The 23,061-nt window shown below is 70.9% G+C and carries 23 protein-coding genes; 3 read left to right on the top strand and 20 right to left on the bottom strand.

What is annotated here, in order from left to right; translation table 11 throughout:
• Positions 1-20 precede the first annotated feature (20 nt).
• The 9 genes from rpsI to HUN58_RS04455 all read right to left on the bottom strand — a co-directional run bounded on the left by rpsI (position 21) and on the right by HUN58_RS04455 (position 8,602).
• On the bottom strand, positions 21-506 hold the full coding sequence (gene rpsI, locus HUN58_RS04495; protein ID WP_180225989.1) for a 30S ribosomal protein S9: 486 nt from the start codon (positions 504-506) through the stop codon (positions 21-23).
• A 36-nt stretch (positions 507-542) separates the two neighbouring features.
• Entirely contained in the window at positions 543-989 is a 447-nt protein-coding gene (rplM, locus tag HUN58_RS04490) for a 50S ribosomal protein L13 (protein ID WP_180225988.1), read from the bottom strand.
• A 356-nt stretch (positions 990-1,345) separates the two neighbouring features.
• A complete protein-coding gene (locus tag HUN58_RS04485) occupies positions 1,346-4,399 on the bottom strand; it encodes an ExeM/NucH family extracellular endonuclease (RefSeq protein WP_180225987.1) in 3,054 nt (1,017 codons plus the stop codon).
• A gap of 106 nt (positions 4,400-4,505) precedes the next feature.
• Complete coding sequence (locus tag HUN58_RS04480; protein ID WP_141863136.1) at positions 4,506-4,763, bottom strand: hypothetical protein; 258 nt, start codon at positions 4,761-4,763, stop codon at positions 4,506-4,508.
• Positions 4,760-5,386, bottom strand: a complete 627-nt coding sequence (locus HUN58_RS04475; protein ID WP_180225986.1) for a hypothetical protein — start codon at positions 5,384-5,386, stop codon at positions 4,760-4,762. Before HUN58_RS04475 ends, HUN58_RS04480 begins: the two co-directional genes overlap by 4 nt.
• 80 nt (positions 5,387-5,466) lie before the next feature.
• Positions 5,467-6,345, bottom strand: a complete 879-nt coding sequence (locus HUN58_RS04470; protein ID WP_257222209.1) for an ABC transporter ATP-binding protein — start codon at positions 6,343-6,345, stop codon at positions 5,467-5,469.
• Positions 6,346-6,407: 62 nt separating this feature from the next.
• A complete protein-coding gene (locus tag HUN58_RS04465; RefSeq protein ID WP_141863140.1) occupies positions 6,408-6,818 on the bottom strand; it encodes a hypothetical protein in 411 nt (136 codons plus the stop codon).
• A gap of 123 nt (positions 6,819-6,941) precedes the next feature.
• A complete protein-coding gene (locus tag HUN58_RS04460; RefSeq protein WP_141863142.1) occupies positions 6,942-7,688 on the bottom strand; it encodes an MBL fold metallo-hydrolase in 747 nt (248 codons plus the stop codon).
• Positions 7,685-8,602 carry a tRNA pseudouridine(38-40) synthase TruA gene (locus tag HUN58_RS04455; protein WP_114849357.1) on the bottom strand — a complete coding sequence of 306 codons (918 nt, stop codon included), beginning with the start codon at positions 8,600-8,602 and terminating at the stop codon, positions 7,685-7,687. Before HUN58_RS04455 ends, HUN58_RS04460 begins: the two co-directional genes overlap by 4 nt.
• Before the next feature lie 166 nt (positions 8,603-8,768).
• Here HUN58_RS04455 and HUN58_RS04450 point away from each other — a divergent pair, with 166 nt between their 5' ends.
• Entirely contained in the window at positions 8,769-9,770 is a 1,002-nt protein-coding gene (locus HUN58_RS04450; RefSeq protein WP_180225984.1) for an ATP-binding cassette domain-containing protein, read from the top strand.
• Positions 9,767-10,600: an ABC transporter permease gene (locus HUN58_RS04445; protein ID WP_058743221.1), complete on the top strand. Its 834-nt coding sequence runs from the start codon at positions 9,767-9,769 to the stop codon at positions 10,598-10,600. The genes HUN58_RS04450 and HUN58_RS04445 overlap by 4 nt, the downstream gene beginning before the upstream one ends.
• A 21-nt stretch (positions 10,601-10,621) precedes the next feature.
• Here the strand turns inward: HUN58_RS04445 and HUN58_RS04440 are convergent, their stop codons facing one another.
• From HUN58_RS04440 to infA, 8 genes are all read right to left on the bottom strand, one after another.
• Complete coding sequence (locus HUN58_RS04440) at positions 10,622-13,909, bottom strand: BTAD domain-containing putative transcriptional regulator (RefSeq protein WP_114849356.1); 3,288 nt, start codon at positions 13,907-13,909, stop codon at positions 10,622-10,624.
• A gap of 26 nt (positions 13,910-13,935) precedes the next feature.
• A complete protein-coding gene (locus tag HUN58_RS04435; RefSeq protein WP_114849355.1) occupies positions 13,936-15,048 on the bottom strand; it encodes an aromatic acid exporter family protein in 1,113 nt (370 codons plus the stop codon).
• 160 nt (positions 15,049-15,208) lie between these two features.
• A complete protein-coding gene (gene rplQ, locus HUN58_RS04430) occupies positions 15,209-15,784 on the bottom strand; it encodes a 50S ribosomal protein L17 (RefSeq protein WP_114849354.1) in 576 nt (191 codons plus the stop codon).
• A 60-nt stretch (positions 15,785-15,844) separates the two neighbouring features.
• Complete coding sequence (locus HUN58_RS04425) at positions 15,845-16,837, bottom strand: DNA-directed RNA polymerase subunit alpha (protein WP_058742348.1); 993 nt, start codon at positions 16,835-16,837, stop codon at positions 15,845-15,847.
• 206 nt (positions 16,838-17,043) lie between these two features.
• Positions 17,044-17,442 carry a 30S ribosomal protein S11 gene (gene rpsK, locus HUN58_RS04420; protein ID WP_017885507.1) on the bottom strand — a complete coding sequence of 133 codons (399 nt, stop codon included), beginning with the start codon at positions 17,440-17,442 and terminating at the stop codon, positions 17,044-17,046.
• Between the two features lie 9 nt (positions 17,443-17,451).
• Positions 17,452-17,826, bottom strand: a complete 375-nt coding sequence (gene rpsM, locus HUN58_RS04415) for a 30S ribosomal protein S13 (protein WP_058742347.1) — start codon at positions 17,824-17,826, stop codon at positions 17,452-17,454.
• Positions 17,827-17,965: 139 nt separating this feature from the next.
• A complete protein-coding gene (gene rpmJ, locus HUN58_RS04410) occupies positions 17,966-18,082 on the bottom strand; it encodes a 50S ribosomal protein L36 (protein ID WP_022903266.1) in 117 nt (38 codons plus the stop codon).
• 70 nt (positions 18,083-18,152) lie between these two features.
• Entirely contained in the window at positions 18,153-18,374 is a 222-nt protein-coding gene (gene infA, locus HUN58_RS04405) for a translation initiation factor IF-1 (protein WP_017885509.1), read from the bottom strand.
• A 303-nt stretch (positions 18,375-18,677) separates the two neighbouring features.
• On the opposite strand from infA, the gene HUN58_RS04400 reads away from it, so the two are divergent.
• Positions 18,678-19,949 carry an LCP family protein gene (locus HUN58_RS04400; protein WP_114849353.1) on the top strand — a complete coding sequence of 424 codons (1,272 nt, stop codon included), beginning with the start codon at positions 18,678-18,680 and terminating at the stop codon, positions 19,947-19,949.
• A 251-nt stretch (positions 19,950-20,200) separates the two neighbouring features.
• On the opposite strand, the gene map is transcribed toward HUN58_RS04400, so the two are convergent.
• The 3 genes from map to secY are packed head-to-tail and all read right to left on the bottom strand — an operon-like array spanning position 20,201 to position 22,964.
• Complete coding sequence (gene map / locus HUN58_RS04395; protein ID WP_257222208.1) at positions 20,201-21,031, bottom strand: type I methionyl aminopeptidase; 831 nt, start codon at positions 21,029-21,031, stop codon at positions 20,201-20,203.
• A 23-nt stretch (positions 21,032-21,054) separates the two neighbouring features.
• Positions 21,055-21,645 (bottom strand): adenylate kinase, encoded by a 591-nt coding sequence (locus HUN58_RS04390; protein ID WP_058742345.1) that lies wholly within the window; start codon positions 21,643-21,645, stop codon positions 21,055-21,057.
• Positions 21,642-22,964, bottom strand: coding sequence for a preprotein translocase subunit SecY (gene secY, locus HUN58_RS04385; RefSeq protein WP_058742353.1), 1,323 nt, complete (start codon positions 22,962-22,964; stop codon positions 21,642-21,644). Before secY ends, HUN58_RS04390 begins: the two co-directional genes overlap by 4 nt.
• Between the last annotated feature and the right edge of the window lie 97 nt (positions 22,965-23,061).

Raw genomic sequence — 23,061 nt, 5'->3', positions numbered from 1 at the left:
CGATCGGGTTCGCCAGGCGACTAGCGCTTCGAGAACTGCGACGCCTTGCGGGCCTTCTTGAGACCGGCCTTCTTGCGCTCGATGACGCGGGCGTCACGGGTGAGGAAGCCGGCCTTCTTGAGGGTGGCGCGGTTGTTCTCGCGGTCGATCTCGTTCAGCGCACGCGCGATGGCGAGGCGGAGCGCACCGGCCTGACCCGAGGGGCCACCACCGGTGATGCGGGCGGTGACGTCGTAGGCGCCGAGGAGCTCGAGCACCTTGAACGGGTCGTTGATGAGCTGCTGGTGCAGCTTGTTCGGGAAGTAGTCCTCGAGCGTGCGGCCGTTCACCGTGAAGGTGCCGCCACCGGGGACGAGGCGGACGCGCGCGATGGCCTCCTTGCGGCGCCCGACGGCACCGCCCGAGACGTTGAGGATCTGGCGGGGAGCGGACTCGGACGCGACGGGCGCGCTCTCGGTCGTGAAGCTCTCCGGGGTCTGGTCGAGGGAGTCAGCGATCTGTGCCATGAGTTGTATCAGTCCTTGAAGTCGTCGTGGCCGGAACTACTGTGCGACCTGGTCGAAGGTGTACGCCTTGGGCTGCTGCGCGGCGTGCGGGTGCTCCGCGCCGGCGTAGACCTTCAGCTTCTTGAGCTGCTCACGGCCGAGGGTGTTCTTCGGCAGCATGCCGCGGATCGCCTTCTCGACGGCGCGGGTCGGGTGCTTCTCGAGCATCTCCGGGTAGGAGGTCGCGGTGAGGCCGCCCGGGTAGCCCGAGTGACGGTAGTAGACCTTCTTCGCGAGCTTGGAGCCGGTGAGGGCGACCTTGTCCGCGTTGATGATGATGACGTGGTCACCCATGTCCATGTGCTGGGCGAAGGTGGCCTTGTGCTTGCCGCGCAGGAGCGCCGCGGCGTGGGTGGCGAGGCGGCCGAGGACGACGTCGGTCGCGTCGATGACGATCCAGTCGTGCTGGACGTCTGCCGGCTTCGGGGAGAACGTACGAGTCACAGGAGTGCTGCTTTCGTGTCGAGGTGAGGAGTCCGTGAATCCCGCTCCGGTGGGTGTTCCTCGTGCGATGCACGCGGAACTGCCCGGTGGAGGGCTCATCTGACTGTCCGGCGCACGGGGCGCACAGACCAAGGAAAGAGCCTACCGGACCGGCCTCCCGCTGGTCAAACGCGACCGGCTCGGTCCGGGTGGCCGTTTCGCGCGTAGGAGGTCGAAACGCGCGTAGGAGGCCCGAACTTCTGACCACCTACGCGCGATTCGGCTTCCCACCGCACGCGCCATGGGTCGGAACGCGCGTTCACGGCGGACGGGAGGCACGGTGTCAGCTGGCACCGTGCCTCCCGTCCGGCCTCTGGTTACGCGACGCGGGCGCGGCGGCGGCGTGCCACCAGCACACCCGCACCCGCAGCGAGGAGCAGCAGCGCCGCGGCGATGCCACCCGTCAGGTCGGCACCCGTGAACGCGAGCGCACCCGTCACCGGGTCGATGGTGATCGTCGTCCAGCCGATCAGCGACCCGTCAGCAGCCGTGACCACGGTGCGGTGGGGCCCAGCCGGCGCATCCGCGGGAATCGTCACCCGCACCGTCCCGTCAGCCGCGACCGTCACCGTGCCCAGCAACGTCGGCGTCGAGAACATCCACACGTTCACCCGCTGCCCCGCGTACTGCGTGCCGACACCGATCGTGATCGTCTCACCCGCACGAGCCGACGACGGCGCCGTGACCGTTCCGCGGTTCGCATCCGTCAGGGACGACTCCGACGGAGCGACCGGCGTCGAATCAGCACCCGGGGTCGGCGCGGGCGTCTGACCGGCACCCGGAGCCGTACCAGGGTCGGTCGGGTCGGTCGGATCGGTGCCCGGGTCCGTGGGGTCCGTGCCCGGGTCCGTCGGGGTGCTGTCGCCGGTCAGGTCGAAGCCGACCAGGATCGGGTCGTGGTCGCTCGCCCGGTAGACGTCGTCGGTGTACAGGTTCGTCGCGTTGTAGTTGTAGCGGCTGTACTCCAGGGCCACTGACTCGACCGAGTTGATGTTCCAGATGTCCACACCCGTCACCGTCGCGAGTGCCGCCGGCGAGGCGAGCACGTGGTCGAGCGACCCGCTCAGGCCGCTGAACACGTACGACCACTCCGACGAGTCGAGCGCCGGCCCGAGGTCGGTGTAGCCAGCCTCGTCGAGGACGACCATCGGGTCCTCCTGGCTGTAGGCGTTGAAGTCGCCCAGCATGAACACCTTGTCGGTGCCGTACTGCGTCTGCATCTTTGCGGAGAACGCGGCGAGCGCCGTCGCCTGCTTCACGCGGTCCGCGTTCGACGCCCCCTGGCCGTCGCCCTGGTCAGCGTTCTCGCCGGTGCCGGACCCCTTCGACTTGAAGTGGTTCGCGATCACGAGGAATTCGTCGTCCGCCGTGCCCCCGACCGGACGGAACGCGTCCGCGACGGGCTGACGGGCGTTCGTGAACGCCGGGTCGATGAGGATCGTCGACTCACCCGTGGGTGCGACGCGGTCCTTCTTGTAGATGAGTGCCAGGCGGATGACGTCCTCGCTCGCGGGGAGCGTCTTCGGCGACTTCACGTACGCCCAGGTGTCGGCACCGGTCGCGGCGTTGAGCGCCCCGACGAGGGTGGCGACGGCGGCGTCACGGTCCTGGCCGAACTCGGCGGAGTTCTCGATCTCCTCGAGCGAGACGACGTCGGCCCCGAGACCGTTGATCGCCTTGACGATCTTGACCTGCTGGCGCTCGAAGTCCTCTTGCTCGGCGGCGCCACGGGCGTTGCAGCCGGAGTTCACCGTGACGGGGTCGCCGTCGCGGTCCGTGTAGTACGAGCAGCCGGTGAGCTGGTCGCCCGTCGTCGGGAAGTAGTTGAGGACGTTGAAACCGGCGAGCTTGAGGTCGCCGCCGACGTCCTGGGGCTTCGTCGTGCGGACGTTCGAGAACGTCGCGGGCAGGTCGGTCTTCGCCGTAGCCCCGGTGATCGGCGACGTCGGCTGGAACTTCCACGAGTCGTTGCGGTAGTCGAGGACGACGGGCTTCGTGAAGGTCGCCGCTGCTCCGACGGTGACGGGCCCCTGCGTCAGCCAGGACACCGGGATCGACTTGTTCGCCTGGGTCAGGAAGTTCGTGCTGCCACCGTCGTCGAGGGTGACCTTGCGGGCGGCGTTGTCGGCCTCCACCGCCTTGGCCGCTGCGCTGCCCGGTCGGGCGACCTCGGTGGGCTGGATCAGCCGCTTCGTACCAGACGCCAGGACGACCTCGCCGTACTGGTTCGTCGTGTAGTTGTCGGCGACGGTGTAGTCGCCCTGCGGCGCGACAAGCATGCTCTCGAGCGACTCGCGCTGCGCGTCCGAGGACGGGAACGCGACGGTGGCGGCCTGCGGTGCCGGCACGGTCTCGGTGAGCTTCGTCATGCCGCCGGCGGCGACGTTCAGCTCGGTGAGGCCGTAGTACTCGCTCACCGAACCGGTGAGTTGGACGTAGTCGCCCGCTGCGACCTGGGACGCGGTGGCCGAGGAGAACACGAAGACGCCGTCGGACGCGGTGTGCGTGCCGAAGTCGATCGCACCGCCGGTGTCGGGGGTCTGCACGGTGTAGCCGTTGAACCCACCGGTGGCGTACACGGCGGTGACGACCCCCTTCGTGACGACGGACTTGCCGACGTACGGCGAGGTGTCCGTCGTGCCCTGCAGCTGCGCGATGGTGACGGCCTCGGCAGGAGCACCGGGGTCCGTCGGGTCGGTCGGGTCGGTCGGGTCCGTCGGCGCCGTCTCATCGGCGGCGTTCGTCGGCGTGAGTGTCGTCGTGACGGAGAAGTCCGCCGCGTTGTCGTCGCTGTCGACCGTGCCCTGGCGAACCAATCCGTTCGGGACGGTGTTTCCGCCGTCGACCGTGCGCACGTGCCCCTCGAAGGTGTTCGACGCACCGTAGCCGAGGAGGTCCACGACCCCCGCGGTGCCCGCCGCGATCGCGCCGGTCGGCAGGGTGAGCGCCTTGGACTGGTCGGACAGGACCAGCGTGCCCGTGGTGCCCGAGGCGTTCAGGGTCGCGGTGTCGTCCGCGGCAGGCAGGTCAGCACCCGTCGCGCCGTTGCCCGCCATCGTGACGAGGAACGTCCCGTTCGCGGGGACGGTGCCCTCGAGGCCGCTCGTGCTGAACGCCGCCGAGCCGGTCGCCGAGCGGTACTGCAGCGACCAGCCGTCGACCGAGACCGGAGCGTCGGTCGGGTTCGCGATCTCGACGAACTTCTTGTTGAAGAGGGCGTTCGCGCTGCCGCCCTTCAGGTAGGCCTCGGCGATGACGAGACCCGTGCCGGCGGTGTTCGCACTGGCGACGGAGACGGAGGCGAGTGGCGCTGCGAGGAGTGTCGCGGCCACCGTGGCGCACAGCAGAGTGCGGCCGACGATCTTGGGCATGCTGACCTTCGGGTCGGAGACGTGGATGGTCAGACCGTACAGACCTGCAGAGTCCCTCAGGTTGCGCCCAGGTAAATGATTGCGCTCGACAACATCGTCGTCGGCCTCACTTCCCGGTGAGGAGGCGCAGCACCATCACGCCCGTGGTCAGCACGTACCAGCCCGCGAGGTTACCGCGCTTCTTCGCGAGTACCAGCGACGGTGTGGCTGCCGCGCCGGCCACGGCGAGTGCGATCCAGCGGATCACCGGATCCTGCCCGGCCACCCCGACTGTGAAGAGGGCCACCGTGGCGACGACGACGAGGAGGACCGTGATCGATCGACGAGCTCGACCGACTTTCTCCGCTGACGGTGCGCCCGTCACGTCGCTACCCGCCGCGCCCTGATCCATCCTGCCGTGATCGGCAGTACGACCCAGATCAGGCCCGAACTGACCGTTGGGAGCGCAGATGCCTCTCCCGTCAGCCCGCTCTGCAGCGTCCCGAACCGTACGTACGCCGTCCACGTGCCGAGGAAGCCGAGAACGATGTCGACCACGAGCATCACGACGAGGACACTGACCAGGCCAAGGGCCAGCGACCGCAGCGACGCTCCCAGTCCGAAACCGAACGCCGCCGACGAATAGGACAGCGCAGCGACCTGCACGACCGGCTGGCCGACGTCCCACGAAGCCACGTGGCCCCCGATGAGGATCGCGACACCGGTGCCGACGAAGCCGCACATGACGGTGAACAGGACGACCGCGGAGATGATCACCGCGCAGGCAGCCGAACGGGCAGCGAAGATCGAGTCACGCGTCAGGCCAGCGAGGATACCGTCCCGTTCCCCGCCGCGAGCCGCATCGCCCACGCCGACGACGACCCCCACGATCGAAGCCGCCAACGCCGCAGGAAGACCTGCGGTGACGATGACCTCACCGACGTCGAAGTTCGCGGACCTCGAGACAAGTGAGACGCTGAACGCGCAGCAGGCGACGACGAGCGCCACCAGTACGCCGAAGCCCGCCGCTGCACCGGCCGTGTCGAGTCGCTTCCGCACCTCGAGGGTCGTGATCGTCACGAACGAGGTCATCGTGCTCCCTCTGATTCGAACTCTGCCGAAGCGACTTCGCCGTAGAGACTCTCGAGCACCCTGCCCGATACCCCGACTCTGGTCACGTCCAAGCCGATCGACACTGCTACTCGGACGGTGTCCGGGGCGGTCCCCTCTACGTGCACCACACGACCGCGCATCGTCGCCGGAACGCCGCGATCCGACATAGCCGCAAGGAGTCGGGCCGGCTCATCGACCTCGATGTCACATCCCCGGGCCGCCGTGTCGGCGATCGATTCGACACAGACGATCTCGCCTCGGCTCACGATGATCGCGTCGTCGATCATCGTCTCGAGCTCGCCGAGCAGGTGGCTGGACACGACCACGGTCGCCCCTGCCTGTCGGAGATCCGAGACGACGCCACGCATCCACTCGATGCCGTCGGGGTCGAGACCGTTCATCGGCTCGTCCAGCAGCACGAGCATCGGCGATCCGAGCAACGCGACGCCGATCGAGAGTCGCATCCGCATCCCGAGCGAGAGCGCTGCGACCCGGCGTCTCAGGACGGCCCCGAGTCCGACCCGCACGGCCATCGACTCGGCCTCGTCCGGAGTACGTCCCACGAGTCGAGATCGGAGCAGAAGTGTCTCCCGGACCGTTCGCCCTCGGTGCATGTCGACATCTCCGAACACTGCGCCGATCGGCTCGCCACGCTGCCACGGAACATCACGGACGGTCCCCCGGTCTGGCCGCACGAGCCCCGCGAGGACCGCGAGGAGTGAGGACTTTCCAGCACCGTTGGGTCCGATCAACCCGTACACGCGCCCAGCCTCCAGTTGGATCGAGGCATCGTGGATACGAGGTCGAGCCCGGCCTCGGCCGCGCAGCCAGACGCTCTGGAGTTCGAGCACCATTGGTTCCTCTCGACGTCGCCGGGCGGACCGGCGGTGGACCGGTCCACCCGGCGATGTACAGATCATCCGAAGAAGTAGTTCCACAGCGCCGAGAACATCTCCTGGATGCTCATCTGGGCGATCGCGTTGATCCCGGCTCGGATCCATCCGGCAAGGCCGTTCCACCAGTTCTTGAAGGCGTTCAAGCCGTTCTTCAGCGCCGTCTTGAGCGCCGGGATGACGGATGAGGCGTTGTTCTTCAGCCAGTCGACGATCGGTTTGATCGGGATGCCATCGGTCGATGAGCCGCCGGACGAAGCGATGACGCCCCCGTGTCGCGGCACGGGAAGCGACGCGGCCGGTGCGGAGGACGCTACCGCGCTTACCGAGGAGGCATGGACGGGCTGCGCAGAGGCTGCGGTCGCGCCAACGGTGCTGAGCATCGCCCCGGTGACGATCGCTCCGACGATCCCCACAGTGCGGATCTTGTTCATGGTGATTCCCCAATCATTGTGCGGCGTCGTCGCCGCATGAACCACCCTATCGGTACTTCAGTATGAAATACCAGACACCAGAAGGCCTTTCACCTACCGGAACATGTCGGCCCGATGTCTCGATCACGACCCGACCGGCACCCACTCCCGCCCGACCCGGTGCACCGCCGGCCCGTGCCCCGGCAACACGATCTCGGGGATCGGCAGCGCCCGAGCGGACTCGAGCGCCACGCCGAGGTCCGCCGTGAAGAACGGCGTGATCATCCGCGGCCGCGGGGTCCACGACGCCGGCTGCGTGTCGTGCCGCGAGACGACGGCGTCCCCCGTGACGATCGCGTCCGCGGCCGGCAGGAGGTACGCGGTGGACCCGTCGGTGTGCCCGGTCGCGGGGAACGGCGTGATCGCCCGCCCCTCGAAGTCCGCTCCCGTGAAGGCCCGGACGCTCGGCACCGTGGTCGGCCGGAGCGCGTCGGACCGGATCGCGCGGGCGAGCCACCGGAGCACCCGCGGCGACGCCAGCCGGCCGCCGATCTCCGCCGTCGTGACCTGCTGCCGCGAGGGTCCACGCACGTTCGACACCTCGTCCGCGTGCGCCAGGACCTCGACGTGCGGGTGCCGCTCGAGGATGCCCGGGATCCCACCGACGTGGTCGACGTGCCCGTGGGTGACGTACACACGCCGCAGGTCGGCGAGGTCGTGCCCGGCCCAGCGCACGGTCTCGAGCACGAGGTCGCTGTCCGCCGGGTAGCCCGCGTCGATGAGGGCGACGCCGTCCTCCTCCGCGAGCACGACCCAGTTCGAGACCGGCCCCTCGACGAAGACGACCCCGGGGGCGACGGAGACGACGGACCGGGGTTCGCGGGAGCTCATGCCCCGACGGTACCGGCGTCCGGCTCGTCGTCCGTCCGCCGCGCACGCGTCTGCGACGCGCGGGCCGCGAGTTCGTCGTCGGCCGGGTACCCGACCTCGGTCAGGGTGAGTCCGACGGCGGGCGCGACCGCGAAGGCGCTGGTCCGCTGCTCGGCGACCCGGAGTTCCTCGAGCCGGTCCGGGCCGAAGCGGCCCTCCCCCACGGCGATGGTCGCGCCGACCATCGCGCGCACCATGGAGTGACAGAAGGCGTCGGCCTGGAGGCGCGCCACCAGCACGCCGTCCGGCTCGCGGTCCCAGCGGAACTCCTGCAGCGTCCGGATCGTGGTCGCGCCCTCGCGCGGCTTGCAGAAGGTCGCGAAGTCGTGCAGCCCGAGCAGCGTCAGCGCACCGCGCTCCATCGCCACCGGGTCCAGCCGCGTCGGGTGCCAGAGCGTGTGCCCCCGACGACGCGGATCGCGACCGGCCGCGGCGTCCGCGACCCGGTACTCGTAGCGCCGCCAGAGCGGGGAGAACCGGGCGTCGAACCCGTCCGGCGCGACCGACGCCCGCGTCACCACGACGTCCCCGGTGCGCCCGGCGAGCCCGTTCAGCCGCTTGACGAGCCCGTCGAGCGACGTCCGCGGCGGCCCGTCCGGTGCCGACCGGCGGGGTCGGGTCAGCGCGCCCCACTGCTCCGCCGACAGGTCCAGGTGCGCGACCTGTCCGGTCGCGTGCACCCCCGCGTCGGTGCGTCCCGCGACTGTCAGGAGCGGCGGCTCGCCCCACCGGGTGAACACCGTCGCGAGCGCGTCCTCGAGTGCCCCCTGCACGGTCCGCAGGCCCGGCTGCCGAGCCCACCCCGAGAACGCGGCCCCGTCGTACGCGACGTCCAGACGCACACGCACCGCTCCCGAACCGACCGTCTCGTCCACGCGAGCGAGCGTACCGGGGGCGGGGCGCGCCTCCCGTCCGGCGGTCGCCGTGCCGCGCGACTGTACGCCGGTGTCAGCGCGTGTCAACCCGTGTCAGTGCCGCGTCAGTGGCGCGTGAGTGCCCGTCGGCACGATCGACACCGACATCGACGAAAGGACCATCCCGATGACCACCACCCCCCTCGCGGTCGAGGCAACCGGCCTCGTCAAGACCTTCGGGTCGAACCGCGCCGTGGACGGCGTCGACCTCCGTGTGGAGGCCGGGACCGTCTACGGCGTGCTCGGGCCGAACGGCGCCGGCAAGACGACCACCATCTCGATGCTCGCGACCCTGCTCAAGCCGGACGGCGGCGAGGCCCGCGTCTTCGGCCACGACGTCCGCCGCGAGCCGCAGACCGTCCGCTCCCTGATCGGCGTGACGGGGCAGTACGCGAGCGTCGACGAGACCCTCAGCGCCACCGAGAACCTCGTCATCTTCGCGCGGCTGCTCGGCCTGTCCCGCGGCGACGCGAAGCGCAAGGCGACCGAGCTGCTCGAGCGGTTCGGCCTGACCGAGGCGGCCTCCCGTCCCCTCAAGGCGTTCTCCGGCGGCATGCGTCGTCGCCTCGACCTGGCGGCGAGCCTGATCGCGCAGCCGCCGCTGATCTTCCTCGACGAGCCGACCACGGGGCTCGACCCGCGGACCCGCGCGCAGATGTGGGACACGATCCGGGAGCTCGTCGCGACCGGGTCGACCGTGCTGCTCACGACGCAGTACCTCGACGAGGCCGACCAGCTCGCCGACCGCATCGCCGTGATCGACCACGGCCGCGTCGTCGCCGAGGGCACCGCCGACGACCTGAAGTCCTCGGTCGGCACGGCCTCGCTGCAGCTGCGCCTGGCGGACGCCGACCCGGAGTCCCTCGCGACGGCGGCCACGCTCGTCGAGCGGGTGCTCGGCACGCCGGCCGTGGTCAGCCCGGAGGGCGCGCGCCTGACCGCACCGATGACGGCGCCCGACCGCGTCACCGACCTGCTCGTGTCGTTCCGCGACGCGGGTGTCTCCCTCGCCGAGATGAGCGTGCAGAAGCCGACGCTCGACGAGGTGTTCCTCACCATCACCGGTTCGCCGTCGTCCCCGGACGACCAGGCCGAGACCGAGCGCGCGCTCGAAGGGAGCCTCGCATGACCACCGTCCTCGAACCCACCACCACCGCCGCACCCCGGGTCACCCCGCGTCCGGGTGTCGGTGGCTCCGGCCTCGCCGCCACGGTCCGTCAGTCGTTCACGATGGCGTACCGCGGCCTCGTCAAGATCCGTCGGACGCCCGAGCAGCTGTTCGACGTGACGCTCATGCCGATCGTCTTCACCGTGATGTTCACGTACATCTTCGGCGGGGCGATCTCCGGCGACGTCGGCAGCTACCTGCCCGTGATCATCCCCGGCATCCTCGTGCAGACGGCGATCACGTCGTCGGTCGTCACCGGTGTCCAGCTCCGCGAGGACATGGACAAGGGCGTCTTCGACCGCTTCCGCTCCCTGCCGATCGCCCGCATCGCCCCGTTGGCCGGTGCCCTCCTCGCCGACACCGTCCGGTACGCGATCGCCACGACGATCACCTTCGTGGTCGGCATCGTGATGGGCCTGCGCCCGGCCGGCGGCCTCGGTGCGGTGCTGCTCGCCGCCCTGCTGGTGATCGTGGTCGCGTGGGCGATCAGCTGGGTCTTCGCGTACTTCGGCGTCATCGCCCGCACCGCGTCGAGCGTGTCCGGCATCGCGAACCTCGTGCTCTTCCCGCTGACGTTCCTGTCGAACGCGTTCGTCCCGACGAACACGCTCCCCGCGTGGCTCCGGTGGTTCACCGAGGTCAACCCGGTCTCGCACCTCATCACGGCGGTCCGCGACCTGGTGAACCACGGCACCGTCAGCGGCGACCTGTGGCTGAGCCTGCTCGGCGCCGCGGTCATCGTCGCGGTGTTCGCGCCGCTGACGGTCCGCGCGTACATGCGGAAGGCCTGAGGCCCCGCTGCGCGGTGCGCCTCACCCCTCGACGCGGAGCTCCTCGAGGAGCGCCCGCGTCCGCACGACGACCTCGTCCGGGCCCCAGCCGGACGAGGTCGTCTCGGCGTCCGCCAGTGCCTGCTCGCCCACACCGGCGACCAGGAGCGGCCGGACCCGTGCGTGCGCGAGGACGGCGTAGTCCTGCCGGGTGCCGACCCGCGTGGCGACCGCCCAGCAGCGGGCCGCGTCCGCCGTGCGGCCGTCCCGCAGCAGCGCGATCGCCAGGCCGAGCATGGCGGTCCCGACGACCGGCATGTCGAGCCACGCGGACCGCAGGCGCAGCTGGACGAGGGCCCCGGTCCGCAGACGGCGTGCGACGTCGCGTTCGCCGGCCGGGAGGCGCGTGGCGGCACCGTCGGACCGGTTCGCGTCCGCGGCGCGGTCGGGTCCACCACTTCCGCGGTCGCGTTCGGGTTCCTGCTCGCGTTCGTGCTCGCGGTCACGTGCTCGTTCGTGTTCGTCGACGGCGGCGATGCGGGCCGCGCCGGCCATCAGTCGCCAGTGCACCGCGCGGGTGCGGGGGTCCCGCAGCAGGTCCCACGCCGCGGTGTACGCCGCGGCCGCCCGGTCCGGGTCGCCCGCCCACCGCGCGCACTCGGCGTCGATCGCGAGCGCGAGCACCCCCACCTGCGCCGCACCGTCCTGCGGCCCACCCCGGAGCGTCACCGGACGCAGGCGCAGGTCCTCGGCGATCGTGCGGGCCCGGTGCAGGTCGCCGGTGGCGGCCGAGGCGAGCCCGACCGTCCAGCTGATCTCGTACAGGTCGTCGTCGGCGCCGAACCGCTCGAGCTGCTCGCGGGCCGCCTCGGCGGTGGCGAGGGCCTCGGCGTACCGGCCGCCCTGGGCGTGCAGCTGCGTGAGCGTCACCGCCGCCGAGCCGCTCGTCCACGCGTCCCCGGTCACGGCCGACAGCTCGGCGGCGCGTCGGGCGTACCGGAAGGCCGCCTCCGGTTCCCCGGCGTTCTCGGCGAGCGGTGCACTGAGCATGTGCGCGAGGCAGGCCACCCCGGGGTCGCGGTCCTCCCGCAGGCGCACGAGGAGGGCCGTCCCCTCGGCCGGTCGGCCGAGTGACAGGAGCAGGTCGGTCTCGGCGTCGAGCACCGGGAGCCCCGTCGTGCCGGTCCGTCGCAGCCGTCGGAGCGTCGAGATCGCTCGCGCGCTCGTCCGCAGGTCCCCGAACGCCGCCGAGGCGCCGCAGAGCACGAGCGAGACGACCGTCGCCGCGCGGGCGTCCGACGCGACGGGTCGGTCGCGGAGCAGGGCCACGACGTCCGGGGCGGCGGCGACGACCTCGCCGTGGGTACCGCGGAACGTCCAGTACCCGGCGAGCGCCGCGAACACGTGCGCGACCGTCGGGACGTCGTCGTCCCGGAGCGCCCACCGGAGCAGCGTCACGAGGTTCTCGGCCTCCCGCCGGACCTCCCGGAACGCGACGAGCTGCGCGGGACCGGAGGTGGCGAACAGGTTCCGCGCCGCCGAGAACCCGCGACCCCAGGACGTCATCGCGGCGCGGACCTCGTCGATCGCGCCACGGTCGGTCAGCCGTGCGGCCCCGAACTCGCGGACGGTCTCGAGCAGCCGGTAGCGCACCGGCTCCCCCTCGGTCTCGACGAGCTGCACGAGGGACTGCTCGACGAGCTCGGCGAGGTCGTCGAACGCCACGAGGTCGTCCCCGCCCGGCGCCACGGCCTGGACGGCGTCGACGGGGACCCCGTCCGGGAAGAGCGCGAGCCGGGTCAGGAGCTCCTGCGCCCCGGGGTCGAGGAGCCGCCAGCTCCACTCGATCACCGCGAGCAGCGTGCGGTGCCGTTCGGGGGCGCTGCGGTCACCGCCGCGCAGCAGGGCGAACCGGTCGTCGAGCCGTCGTTCGACCTCCTCGACGCTCATGCCGCGGACGCGCGCGGCGGCGAGCTCGATCGCGAGCGGGGACCCGTCCAGCCGCGTGCAGATGCGCCGGACCGCGTCGACCGGCAGCACCGCTCCGGGGCGGGCCGCGCGGGCACGGTCCGTGAAGAGCCGGACGGCAGCCCCGTCCTCGGCGACGGGGAGCGGGGCGAGGGGGGCCACGACCTCGCCGGCGACGGCGAGCGGTGCGCGCGAGGTCGCGAGCACCCGGAGCGACGGCGCCGCCGCGAGCAGCTCGGCGGTCTGCCGTGCGACCCCGGCGACGAGGTGCTCGCAGTTGTCGAGCACGAGCACGGTCGGCCCGTCGTCGAGCACCCCGACGACGCGGCTGCGCAGGTCCGTGGCGACGGCGTCCCGGATCGACCGCGCCGAGCGCACCTCGGCGATCCCGAGCAGCGCGGCGAGCGCCGGCAGCAGGTCGTCGGCGTCGGTCAGCGGGGCGAGCTCGCACACCACGACCGCCGTCGTCGCGGGGAGTCCCGCCGCGACGGCCTGCGCGAGCCGGGTCTTGCCGAGACCACCGGCACCGAGCACCGTGACGAGCCGGTGGTGCGCCAGCAGGTCCGTGACGGCGGCGAGGTCGGCCTCGCGCCCGACCAGGGCGTTCGGCGCGGCCCGGAGGCCGATCCGTCGCGCGGCACCTGCGGTCGGGACTGAGCGGCGGAGCAGGTCGGCGTTCAGTCGCACGAGCTCGGCGGAGGGATCGGCCCCGAGCTCCTCGACCAGCCGGTCCCGGTGCGCCGCGAACACCGCGAGCGCCTCGGTCACCCGGCCGTCCGCGGCGAGGGCGTGCATGCACCCGGCCACCGCCACCTCGTCGAAGGGGTCCGCGGTGGTCTCGGCGAGCCAGACCGCGGCGGCCTCGGCGGTGTCACCGGCGTCGAGCAGGAGCCCCGCGAGCCGTCGTCGGAGCGCACGACGCGCCGCGGCCGCACGCTCGGCGAGCTCCTCGCCCGCAGTTCCCTCGACGTCCGATCCCGGGTCGCCGCGCCAGGCATCGAGCGCCGCACGGACGGCGGCCGCGTCGTCGCTCGCGGCCGCACGCTCGGCGCGGAGGAGGTCGACGTCGCCGTCGTCGCCGCCACCGAGCGCGTACCCGGTGCTCGTCGAGACGACCAGGCCGTCCGCCACGCTCCGGCGGAGCCGGGACACGAGCGTCTGCAGGGCCGCACGGGCGCCCCGGGGACGCTCCTCCGGCCACAGCTCGTCGATGAGCGCCTCGGTCGTCAGGGTCTGCCCCCGGGCGAGCACCAGCGCGACGAGGAACACCCGCGCGAGCGCACCCGGCACGGCCGTCGGCACCCCGGACCGATCGGCGACCGACACGGGCCCGAGCACGCTGATCCGGCAGTCGTTCGGCACGGTCGGAGTCTACGGAGCCGGTGCCGTCACCGCTTCCGGCCGAACGGTCCCGTCTTCGTGTCGACGTCCTCGGTCGCGCGCTTCTCCGACTCGAGCACCCCGCGCAGGGCGATGATCGCACTCGAGGTGACGGTCACGTGCGAGGGGTTCGAGCGACTGGCGTCGAGCGCCTCCTCGAGCCGCGCGATCGCACGGTCACCCTCGTCCTCCGGGCACTCGCCGCGCACCACGCAGGCGACCTGGCGGAGCGCCGCCGCGAACGGTCCGGCGAACGCCGGGTCCGGGCGCCCGAGGCTGTCCGCGACCGGACCGGAACTGGCCACGAGTTCGGTGAGGTCCGTCGTGTACCAAGCGGCTCGTTCCAGGGCACGGAACCGAGCGCCGTCGGTGGCGAGCCGGGCCCGCGAGCCGCGGAGGGCCGAGCGCGGGTTCATCCGGCGACTCTCCTGCGCGACCGACACCCGGTCCCGCACGTCCGCGATCGCCCGGTCGAGCTTCGCCTGCTGCCGGTCCCACGCGTGCACGTCGGGTTCGCCCTCGTCGAGGACGTCGGCGAGGTCGTCCAGGTGCTCCGCCAGGACCCCGTTCACCTGGTCGATGCGCCGTTCCGCGTCCCAGAAGTGCAGCGGCGGCACGATCACGAAGTTCACCGCGAGGCCGATGGCGATCCCGATGCCCATCTGCACGACGTACGCGAACGAGTAGTTCTCGGCGTTGCCCCCGCCGACGAGCAGCACGAAGAGCGCCGCCATCGGCACCCACGAGTACCCCTCGCCGAGGATCCGGAACCCGCTCACGAGCACCCCGAGCCCGACCACGAGCGCGACGGCGATCACCCCCGGGTCGCCGACGAGCATCGTGAACCCGGCGATGAGGATCCCGAGCGTGATCCCCACGAGCGTCTGCACCCCCGCACGGATGCCGGCGAACACGGTCGTCCGCATCGCGACGATGGCCCCGAGCGGCGCGTAGTACGGGTACTCGGCGGCCACCCCGGGGGCGTACTTCGCCAGCGTCCACGCGATCACGGCCGCGAGCGCGGCCTTCGCCGCGAGCAGCAGCCGCGGCTGCGTCCCCGAGTCGCGGCTCCACTGCCACACGCGGCGCCCCGCGCCGGTGATCCGCTCTGCTCGTGCCATGACGCGGCCACGGTACGTGCGGGGTGCTGTGAAGCCGTCCGGACGGGAGGCACGTGGCGGGCTCGCCCCGTGCCTCCCGTCCGCCCTGCTGTCACCCCCGGAACGCGAGGAAGCCCCCGCGACGTGCGTCGCGGGGGCTTCCTCGGTGTGGTGCGGTGCCCTACTTGGTGTCGTCAGCCTCGGCGTCGTCGCCCTTGGCGGCGGCGTCGTCCTCGACCTCGGCAGCAGCCTCGGTCTCGTTCTCGGTCTCGACCGGGGCCGACTCCTCGGTGGTCTCGGTCTCCTCGACCGGGGCCTCCTCGGCGGGGGTCTCGGCAGCGGCCGGCGCGGCAGCAGCCGGGGCGGCGTCGCGCTTGACCGGGGCGGGCTTGCCCGAGACCGGCTCGAGCACGAGCTCGATCGAGGCGAGCGGCGCGTTGTCACCCTTGCGGAAGCCGAGCTTCGTGATGCGGGTGTAGCCGCCCTGACGGTCCTCGACCTGCGGGGCGATCTCGGTGAACAGCGTGTGCACGACGGACTTGTCGCGCAGGATGCTGATCACGCGACGACGCGCGTGCAGGTCGCCACGCTTCGCGAACGTGATGAGACGCTCGGCGACGGGACGCAGGCGCTTGGCCTTCGTCTCGGTGGTCGTGATGCGACCGTGCGTGAACAGGGCGTTGGCGAGGTTGCTCAGCAGCAGGCGCTCGTGGGCGGGACCGCCACCGAGGCGGGGGCCCTTGGTGGGCTTCGGCATGTCAGTTCTCCAGTGGTGAAAGTGGTGCGCGCGTCAGCGCGCGTGCGCGTTCGCGCGAGGTCAGTTGGACTCGTCCTCGTCGTACCCGCTGTAGAAGTGGGCGCCGTCGAATCCGGGGACGGTGTCCTTGAGGGACAGGCCGAGCTCGGTGAGCTTGTCCTTGACCTCGTCCACCGACTTCTGACCGAAGTTGCGGATGTTCATGAGCTGCGTCTCCGACAGGGCGACGAGCTCGGACACCGTGTTGATGCCCTCCCGCTTGAGGCAGTTGTAGCTGCGGACCGACAGGTCGAGGTCCTCGATCGGGGTCTGCAGCTCGTTCGAGAGCACCGCGTCGACCGGCGCGGGGCCGATCTCGATGCCCTCGGCCGCCGTGTTCAGCTCGCGAGCGAGACCGAACAGCTCGACCAGCGTGCGGCCGGCCGACGCGATGGCGTCGCGCGGCGAGATCGCCGGCTTCGTCTCGACGTCGACGACCAGGCGGTCGAAGTCCGTGCGCTCACCGGCACGCGTCGCCTCGACGCGGTAGGTGACCTTGAGGACCGGCGAGTAGATCGAGTCGATCGGGATCTGACCGGCCTCGCTGAACTCGGAACGGTTCTGCGTGGCCGACACGTAGCCACGGCCACGCTCGATCGTCAGCTCGAGCTCGAACCGCGCGGTGTCGTTCAGGGTCGCGATGACGAGGTCCGGGTTGTGGATCTCGACACCGGCCGGAGCGGAGATGTCCGCGGCGGTGACCTGACCGGCACCCTGCTTGCGCAGGTACGCGGTGATCGGCTCGTCGTGCTCCGAGGAGACGACGAGGCTCTTGATGTTGAGGATGATCTCGGTGACGTCTTCCTTGACACCGGGCACGGTGCTGAACTCGTGGAGGACACCGTCGATGCGGATGCTGGTGACGGCCGCGCCGGGGATCGAGGAGAGGAGCGTGCGGCGCAGCGAGTTGCCGAGGGTGTAACCGAAGCCCGGCTCGAGCGGCTCGATGACGAAGCGCGAGCGGTACTCGGAGATCGACTCCTCGGTCAGGGTGGGGCGCTGTGCAATGAGCACTGTGGGATTCCTTTCGGCGGAGTGTCCGCTATATGACACTCGGCGGTACGACGGGGCCGACCGGGCCCCGACGGGTCTGTTGAGTTGTGATCACGCGCACGGTCGGGCCGGGAGGGCCCGGCGTGTGCGATCGAACGACCAGGAATGGCCGGCCCCGCTCGCTCCCGTTGCGGGCACGAGCGGGGGACGGCCGGTTGCTCCTCGCGTCAGACGCGGCGGCGCTTCGGCGGACGGCAGCCGTTGTGCGCCTGGGGGGTGACGTCGTTGATCGAGCCGACCTCGAGGCCAGCGGCCTGGAGCGAGCGGATCGCGGTCTCGCGACCCGAGCCCGGGCCCTTGACGAAGACGTCGACCTTCTTGACACCGTGCTCCTGCGCCTGACGGGCAGCGGACTCGGCGGCGAGCTGCGCCGCGAACGGCGTCGACTTGCGCGAACCCTTGAAGCCCACGGCACCCGAGGACGCCCAGCTGAGGACGGCACCCGACGGGTCGGTGATGCTGACGATGGTGTTGTTGAACGTGCTCTTGATGTGGGCCTGGCCCACGGCGACGTTCTTCTTCTCCTTGCGACGCGGCTTGCGCGCGGCAGTCTTGGGGGTAGCCATGATGATCTCCTATCGGGCCTTCTTCTTGCCTGCCACGGTGCGCTTCGGTCCCTTGCGGGTACGCGCGTTGGTCTTGGTGCGCTGACCGCGCACCGGGAGACCACGACGGTGGCGGAGACCCTCGTAGCTACCGATCTCGACCTTGCGGCGGATGTCGGCGGCGACCTCGCGGCGGAGGTCACCCTCCACCTTGTAGTTGCCCTCGATGAAGTCACGGAGGGCGACGAGCTGGTCGTCGGTCAGGTCCTTGACGCGGATGTCACCGGAGATACCGGTCTCGGCGAGTGCCTGGACCGCGCGGGTACGGCCGACGCCGTAGATGTACGTGAGTGCGATCTCCACGCGCTTCTCGCGCGGGATGTCGACGCCTGCTAGACGTGCCATGTGCTGGCTGCTCCTGTTGTCGATGGAGGTGTGGCGCAGTACCGGTGCCCGGGCCTCCGCCCCGAGGTGTCCCCCGTGGCCGGAGCCGCGGGATCTGGTACTGCGTGTTCAGTGTTGAGTTGTGGGTCCTGCTGGGAGCTCAGCCCTGGCGCTGCTTGTGGCGCGGGTTGCTCTTGCAGATCACCATGACGCGGCCCTTCCGGCGGATCACTCGGCAGTGCTCGCAGATGGGCTTGACGCTGGGGTTGACCTTCATGGTTGTTTCCTCGTGCTCGCTGGCTTCGTGCCCGGCGGGTTCGCCGAGCCGTTCCTTTCCAGCTCGCGGATCACTTGTAGCGGTAGACGATCCGGCCGCGGGTCAGGTCGTACGGGCTCAGCTCCACGATCACGCGGTCCTCGGGGAGGATGCGGATGTAGTGCTGGCGCATCTTCCCGGAGATGTGCGCGAGGACCTTGTGTCCGTTGGTCAGCTCAACGCGGAACATCGCGTTGGGCAGAGCTTCGAGCACCGAGCCCTCGATCTCGATGACGCCGTCTTTCTTGGCCATAGCCTCACTGTCGCTTGGTTGGATGAACCGGTGTGATCCCCGAGCCGGTCTGCGGGTCGGGCGCCACGCCGCTGGGCATGGCACACCAAAGATCAACCTTATGTGATAGACCCGCGATTGCCAAGTGCAGCACGTCGGGCCCGCATGCACGGACCCCACGAGTGGGGCTTCCGCTGGCTCCCTGAGCGTTCCACAGTGGTTTGACGGTCCGCTCCGGGGTCCCCACGACGGTCCCGACCGTAGCCTGGCCGACGACCCGGTCGCGCGGCCGCTGCCGACGCCGGACCACCGAACGGAGACCACGTGCCGAACGCGCCCCGCCGCCCCCTCGCCAGCCACGGACGCCTGCCGCGCCGTCGCGGGTGGGCGACCGCTGCCACCGTCGTCGCCTCGGCCCTGGCGGTGGTGCTCGTGAGCGGGACGAGCGTGGCGGCGATCGCGGGAGCGCAGCTCGCCACCGCGCCGCACACCGTGCAGCTGAGCAAGGACGACCAGAACACCGCGAAGGCCGCCGACATCACCGCGATCAAGGGCGGCGCGAACATCCTGCTCATCGGCAGCGACACCCGGATCGGGCAGTTCGACTCGGACGAGGACGTCGAGGGCGCCCGGAACGACGTCACGATCCTCGTCCACATCTCGCAGGACCACCAGCAGCTCACCGCCGTCAGCTTCCCGCGCGACCTGAAGGTGCCGATCCCGGCGTGCACGAACCCCCAGACCGGGACGACCTACCCCGCGGCGAGCAGTGAGCTCATCAACGAGTCGCTCGGTCACGGCGGCGTCTCGTGCGTGGTCGACACGGTGGAGAACCTGACCGGCCTGACCATCCCGTACGCCGGCCTCATCACGTTCGACGGCGTCATCGAGATGTCGAACGCGCTCGGCGGCGTCGACGTCTGCGTCGCGAAGCCGATCGACGACACCTACACCGGGCTGCAGCTCTCCGCCGGCCAGCACACCCTCGCCGGCCAGGACGCGCTCGCGTTCCTCCGCAGCCGGCACGGTGTCGGCGACGGCAGTGACCTCGCCCGGATCAGTTCGCAGCAGGTCTTCCTGTCCGCGCTCCTGCGCAAGGTGACCTCGGACGGCACGCTCTCGAACCCGATCCTGCTCTACAAGCTCGCCGGGGCGGCCCTGTCGAACATGACCCTGTCCGACGGCCTCGCGCAGACACGCACCCTCGTCGGCCTCGCCTCGACCCTTCGCGGCATGAGCACGTCGAACATGCTGTTCGTGCAGTACCCCGTCGTCGACGACCCGGCGGACACCGCGCACGTGCTCGTGTCGGAGGGGCCCGCCCACGCGCTCAACGTCGCGCTGCAGCAGGACCAGAAGACCTCGCTGACCGACTCGACCACGGGCCGCGCGTCCGCCGAGTCCCCCGACGCGGGCGGGACCCCGGCAGCCGGTTCGACGCCCACAGCGACCGAGGCCCCGGCGACCGGAGCACCGGCAACGGGCGGGACATCGACGGGCGGGACCGCCGCGACCGCGACGCCGAGTGCGACGCCGCTGCCCTCGAGCATCACCGGGCAGAGCGCCTCCGAGCAGACCTGCTCGGTCGGCAACTGACCGCGCCGCGCCTGCGCCCGATGGCCGGGCGCTCGCGGCCGGGCCGGCGCACCCGAGTCTCGCGCTGGCGGACGTGACTCGCCTCCCGGAGCGCGAGTCGTGTCCGTCGGGCCGGCTCGCTCACCGCTCACCGCATACCGCCCACCGCGCCCGCGGACGCCGGAGCGGGCCGTGTGCGGACCGCAGCGGGCGCGCGTCGGGTGAGGCGTGCCTCCAGGCCGTCGCCGGACCGGAGTCGGCGGCGAGCCGCGCTACGGGACGGGGACCGGCGTCACGCCGAGCGGCTCGAGACCGGCCGCACCGCCGTCCGAGGCCGTCGTGACCCAGATGCCGTCCGCGTGCACCGCGACCGTGTGCTCCCAGTGCGCCGCGTCCGAGCCGTCGAGCGTACGGATCGTCCAGTCGTCGTCGTCCGTCGAGCTGTCGATCGTGCCGGCGGTGACCATCGGCTCGATCGCGACCACGAGCCCGGGCCGGACCGCCGGACCCGCGCCGCGGACCCGGTAGTTGAACACGGGCGGGTCCTCGTGCATGGACCGGCCGATGCCGTGCCCGGTGAAGTCCTCGATGATGCCCCAGGCGCCGGTCTCGTCGATGGCGTCCTCGATGACGGCGCCCACCTCGTTGAGGTTCCGGGCGTGCGCGAGGGCCGCGATCCCGTGCCAGAGCGCACGCTCCGTCGTGTCGCAGAGCGTCTGCCGCGCCGCCGTGCGCGCCGCGTCGCCGCCGGGCACCACGAGCGTGAACGCGCTGTCGCCGTTCCACCCGTCGACCTCGGCGCCGGCGTCCACCGACACGATGTCGCCGGGCTGGAGCACGCGCTCCCCCGGGATGCCGTGGACGACCTCGTCGTTGACCGAGACGCAGAGCGTGTGTCGGTACCCCGGCACGAGCTGGAAGTTCGGGACGCCGCCGCCGTCCCGGATGGTGCGCTCGGCGATCGCGTCGAGCTCACCGGTCGTGATGCCGGGACGGGTCGCCGCGCGGACGGCCGACAGGGCCGCCTCGGTCAGCAGACCGGGGCGCACCATCGCCCGGAGTTCGTCCGGGGTCTTGTAGATCGACGGCTTGCGACGACGCACGAGGGTGGTCAGACTCCCGCGGGTCAGACGCCGGCGCCGAGGCCGCGCGAGACGAGCGCGGACTGGATGCGGTCGCCGACCTCGTCGATGCCACCGAGGCCGTCCACCTCGACCACGAGACCGCGGTCGGCGTAGGTCGCCACGATCGGGGCGGTCTCGTTCGTGTAGACCTCCTGCCGACGGCGGATGGTCTCCTCGTTGTCGTCGCTGCGGCCCTGGTCCTCGGCGCGCTTGAGCAGCCGGCCCACGAGCTCGTCCTGGTCCGCGACGAGCTGCACGACCGCGTCGATCCCGGTGCCCTGCTCGGCGAGCAGCGCGTCGAGGTACGCGACCTGGCCGACCGTGCGGGGGTACCCGTCGAGCAGGAAGCCCTGCTCGGCGTCGGACTCGGACAGCCGGGACTTCACGAGTTCGTTGGTCAGCTCGTCCGGGACGTAGTTGCCCGCGTCCATGATCGCCTTCGCCTGCACACCGAGCGGCGTGCCCTCGGAGACGTTCTTGCGGAAGATGTCACCCGTCGAGATCGCGGGGATGCCGAACGACTCGGCGATGCGACCGGCCTGGGTGCCCTTCCCGGCTCCGGGAGGTCCGACGATGATGAGGCGTGCGCTCAACGGAGAAGCCCTTCGTAGTGACGTTGCTGCAGCTGCGAGTCGATCTGCTTCACGGTCTCGAGACCGACACCCACGATGATGAGGATGCTCGCGCCGCCGAACGGGAAGTTCTGGTTCGCGCCGAACAGCGCCAGTGCTGCCAGCGGGATGAGCGCGATGAGACCGAGGTAGAGCGAGCCGGGCAACGTCACCCGGGTCAGGACGAAGTCGAGGTACTCGGCCGTCGGACGGCCGGCCCGGATGCCCGGGATGAAGCCGCCGTACTTCTTCATGTTGTCGGCGACCTCTTCGGGGTTGAAGGTGATCGCGACGTAGAAGTACGTGAAGCCGACGATGAGCAGGAAGTACAGGACCATGTAGAACCAGTTGTCACCCGAGGTCAGGTTGTTCTGGATCCAGGTCACCCAGGCCGCCGGCTCGGAGCCGTCGGACGGCTGGTTGAACTGCGCGACCAGGGCCGGCAGGTACAGGAGCGACGAGGCGAAGATGACGGGCACGACGCCGGCCATGTTCACCTTGATCGGGATGTAGGTGTTGTTGCCGCCGTAGGTGCGTCGACCGACCATGCGCTTGGCGTACTGGACGGGGATGCGTCGCTGCGACTGCTCGACGAACACGACGGCCATCATGATGACCAGTCCGACGAGGATGACGAACAGGAACAGCTCGAACGACTGCGACTGCTCGATCGCCCAGAGCGCGGACGGGAACTGCGCCGCGATCGACGTGAAGATGAGGAGCGACATGCCGTTGCCGATGCCGCGCTCGGTGACGAGCTCGCCCATCCACATGATGAGGCCGGTACCGGCGGTCAGCGTGACGACCATCAGCATGATCGCGTACCAGCTGTCGTTCGAGATGATCGACGAGCAGGAGGCCGAGGCGTTCGTGCCGAACAGGGCACCTGAGCGGGCGACCGTGATGAGCGTCGTGGACTGCAGCACGCCGAGCGCGATGGTGAGGTAGCGCGTGTACTGCGTCAGCTTCGCCTGGCCGGACTGGCCCTCCTTGTAGAGGGCGTCGAAGTGCGGGATCACGACGCGCAGCAGCTGCACGATGATCGACGACGTGATGTACGGCATGATGCCGAGCGCGAAGACCGAGAGCTTCAGCAGCGCGCCACCGGAGAACAGGTTGATCAGGTCGTAGAGCCCGCCGGAGGACGAGGCGCTCGCGAGGCAGCTCTGCACCGAGGCGTAGTCGACGAACGGTGCGGGGATGTACGACCCCAGGCGGAACAGCGCGATGATCGCGAGGGTGAAGCCGATCTTCTTGCGAAGATCTGGGGTGCGCATGATGCGCGCGACCGCTCTGAACACGAGGACTCCGAACTTCTGGGACCGCACGGCCCGAGCGGGCTCGTCACGGTTCGGTCGGCAGCGCCGACCCGGCCGTCGGACGACGGCCACTGTCAAG

This window comes from Curtobacterium sp. Csp1 (assembly GCF_013347185.1).
The sequence above is the reverse complement of the archived record's forward strand: the minus strand, read 5'-3'. Positions and strand labels throughout refer to the sequence as shown.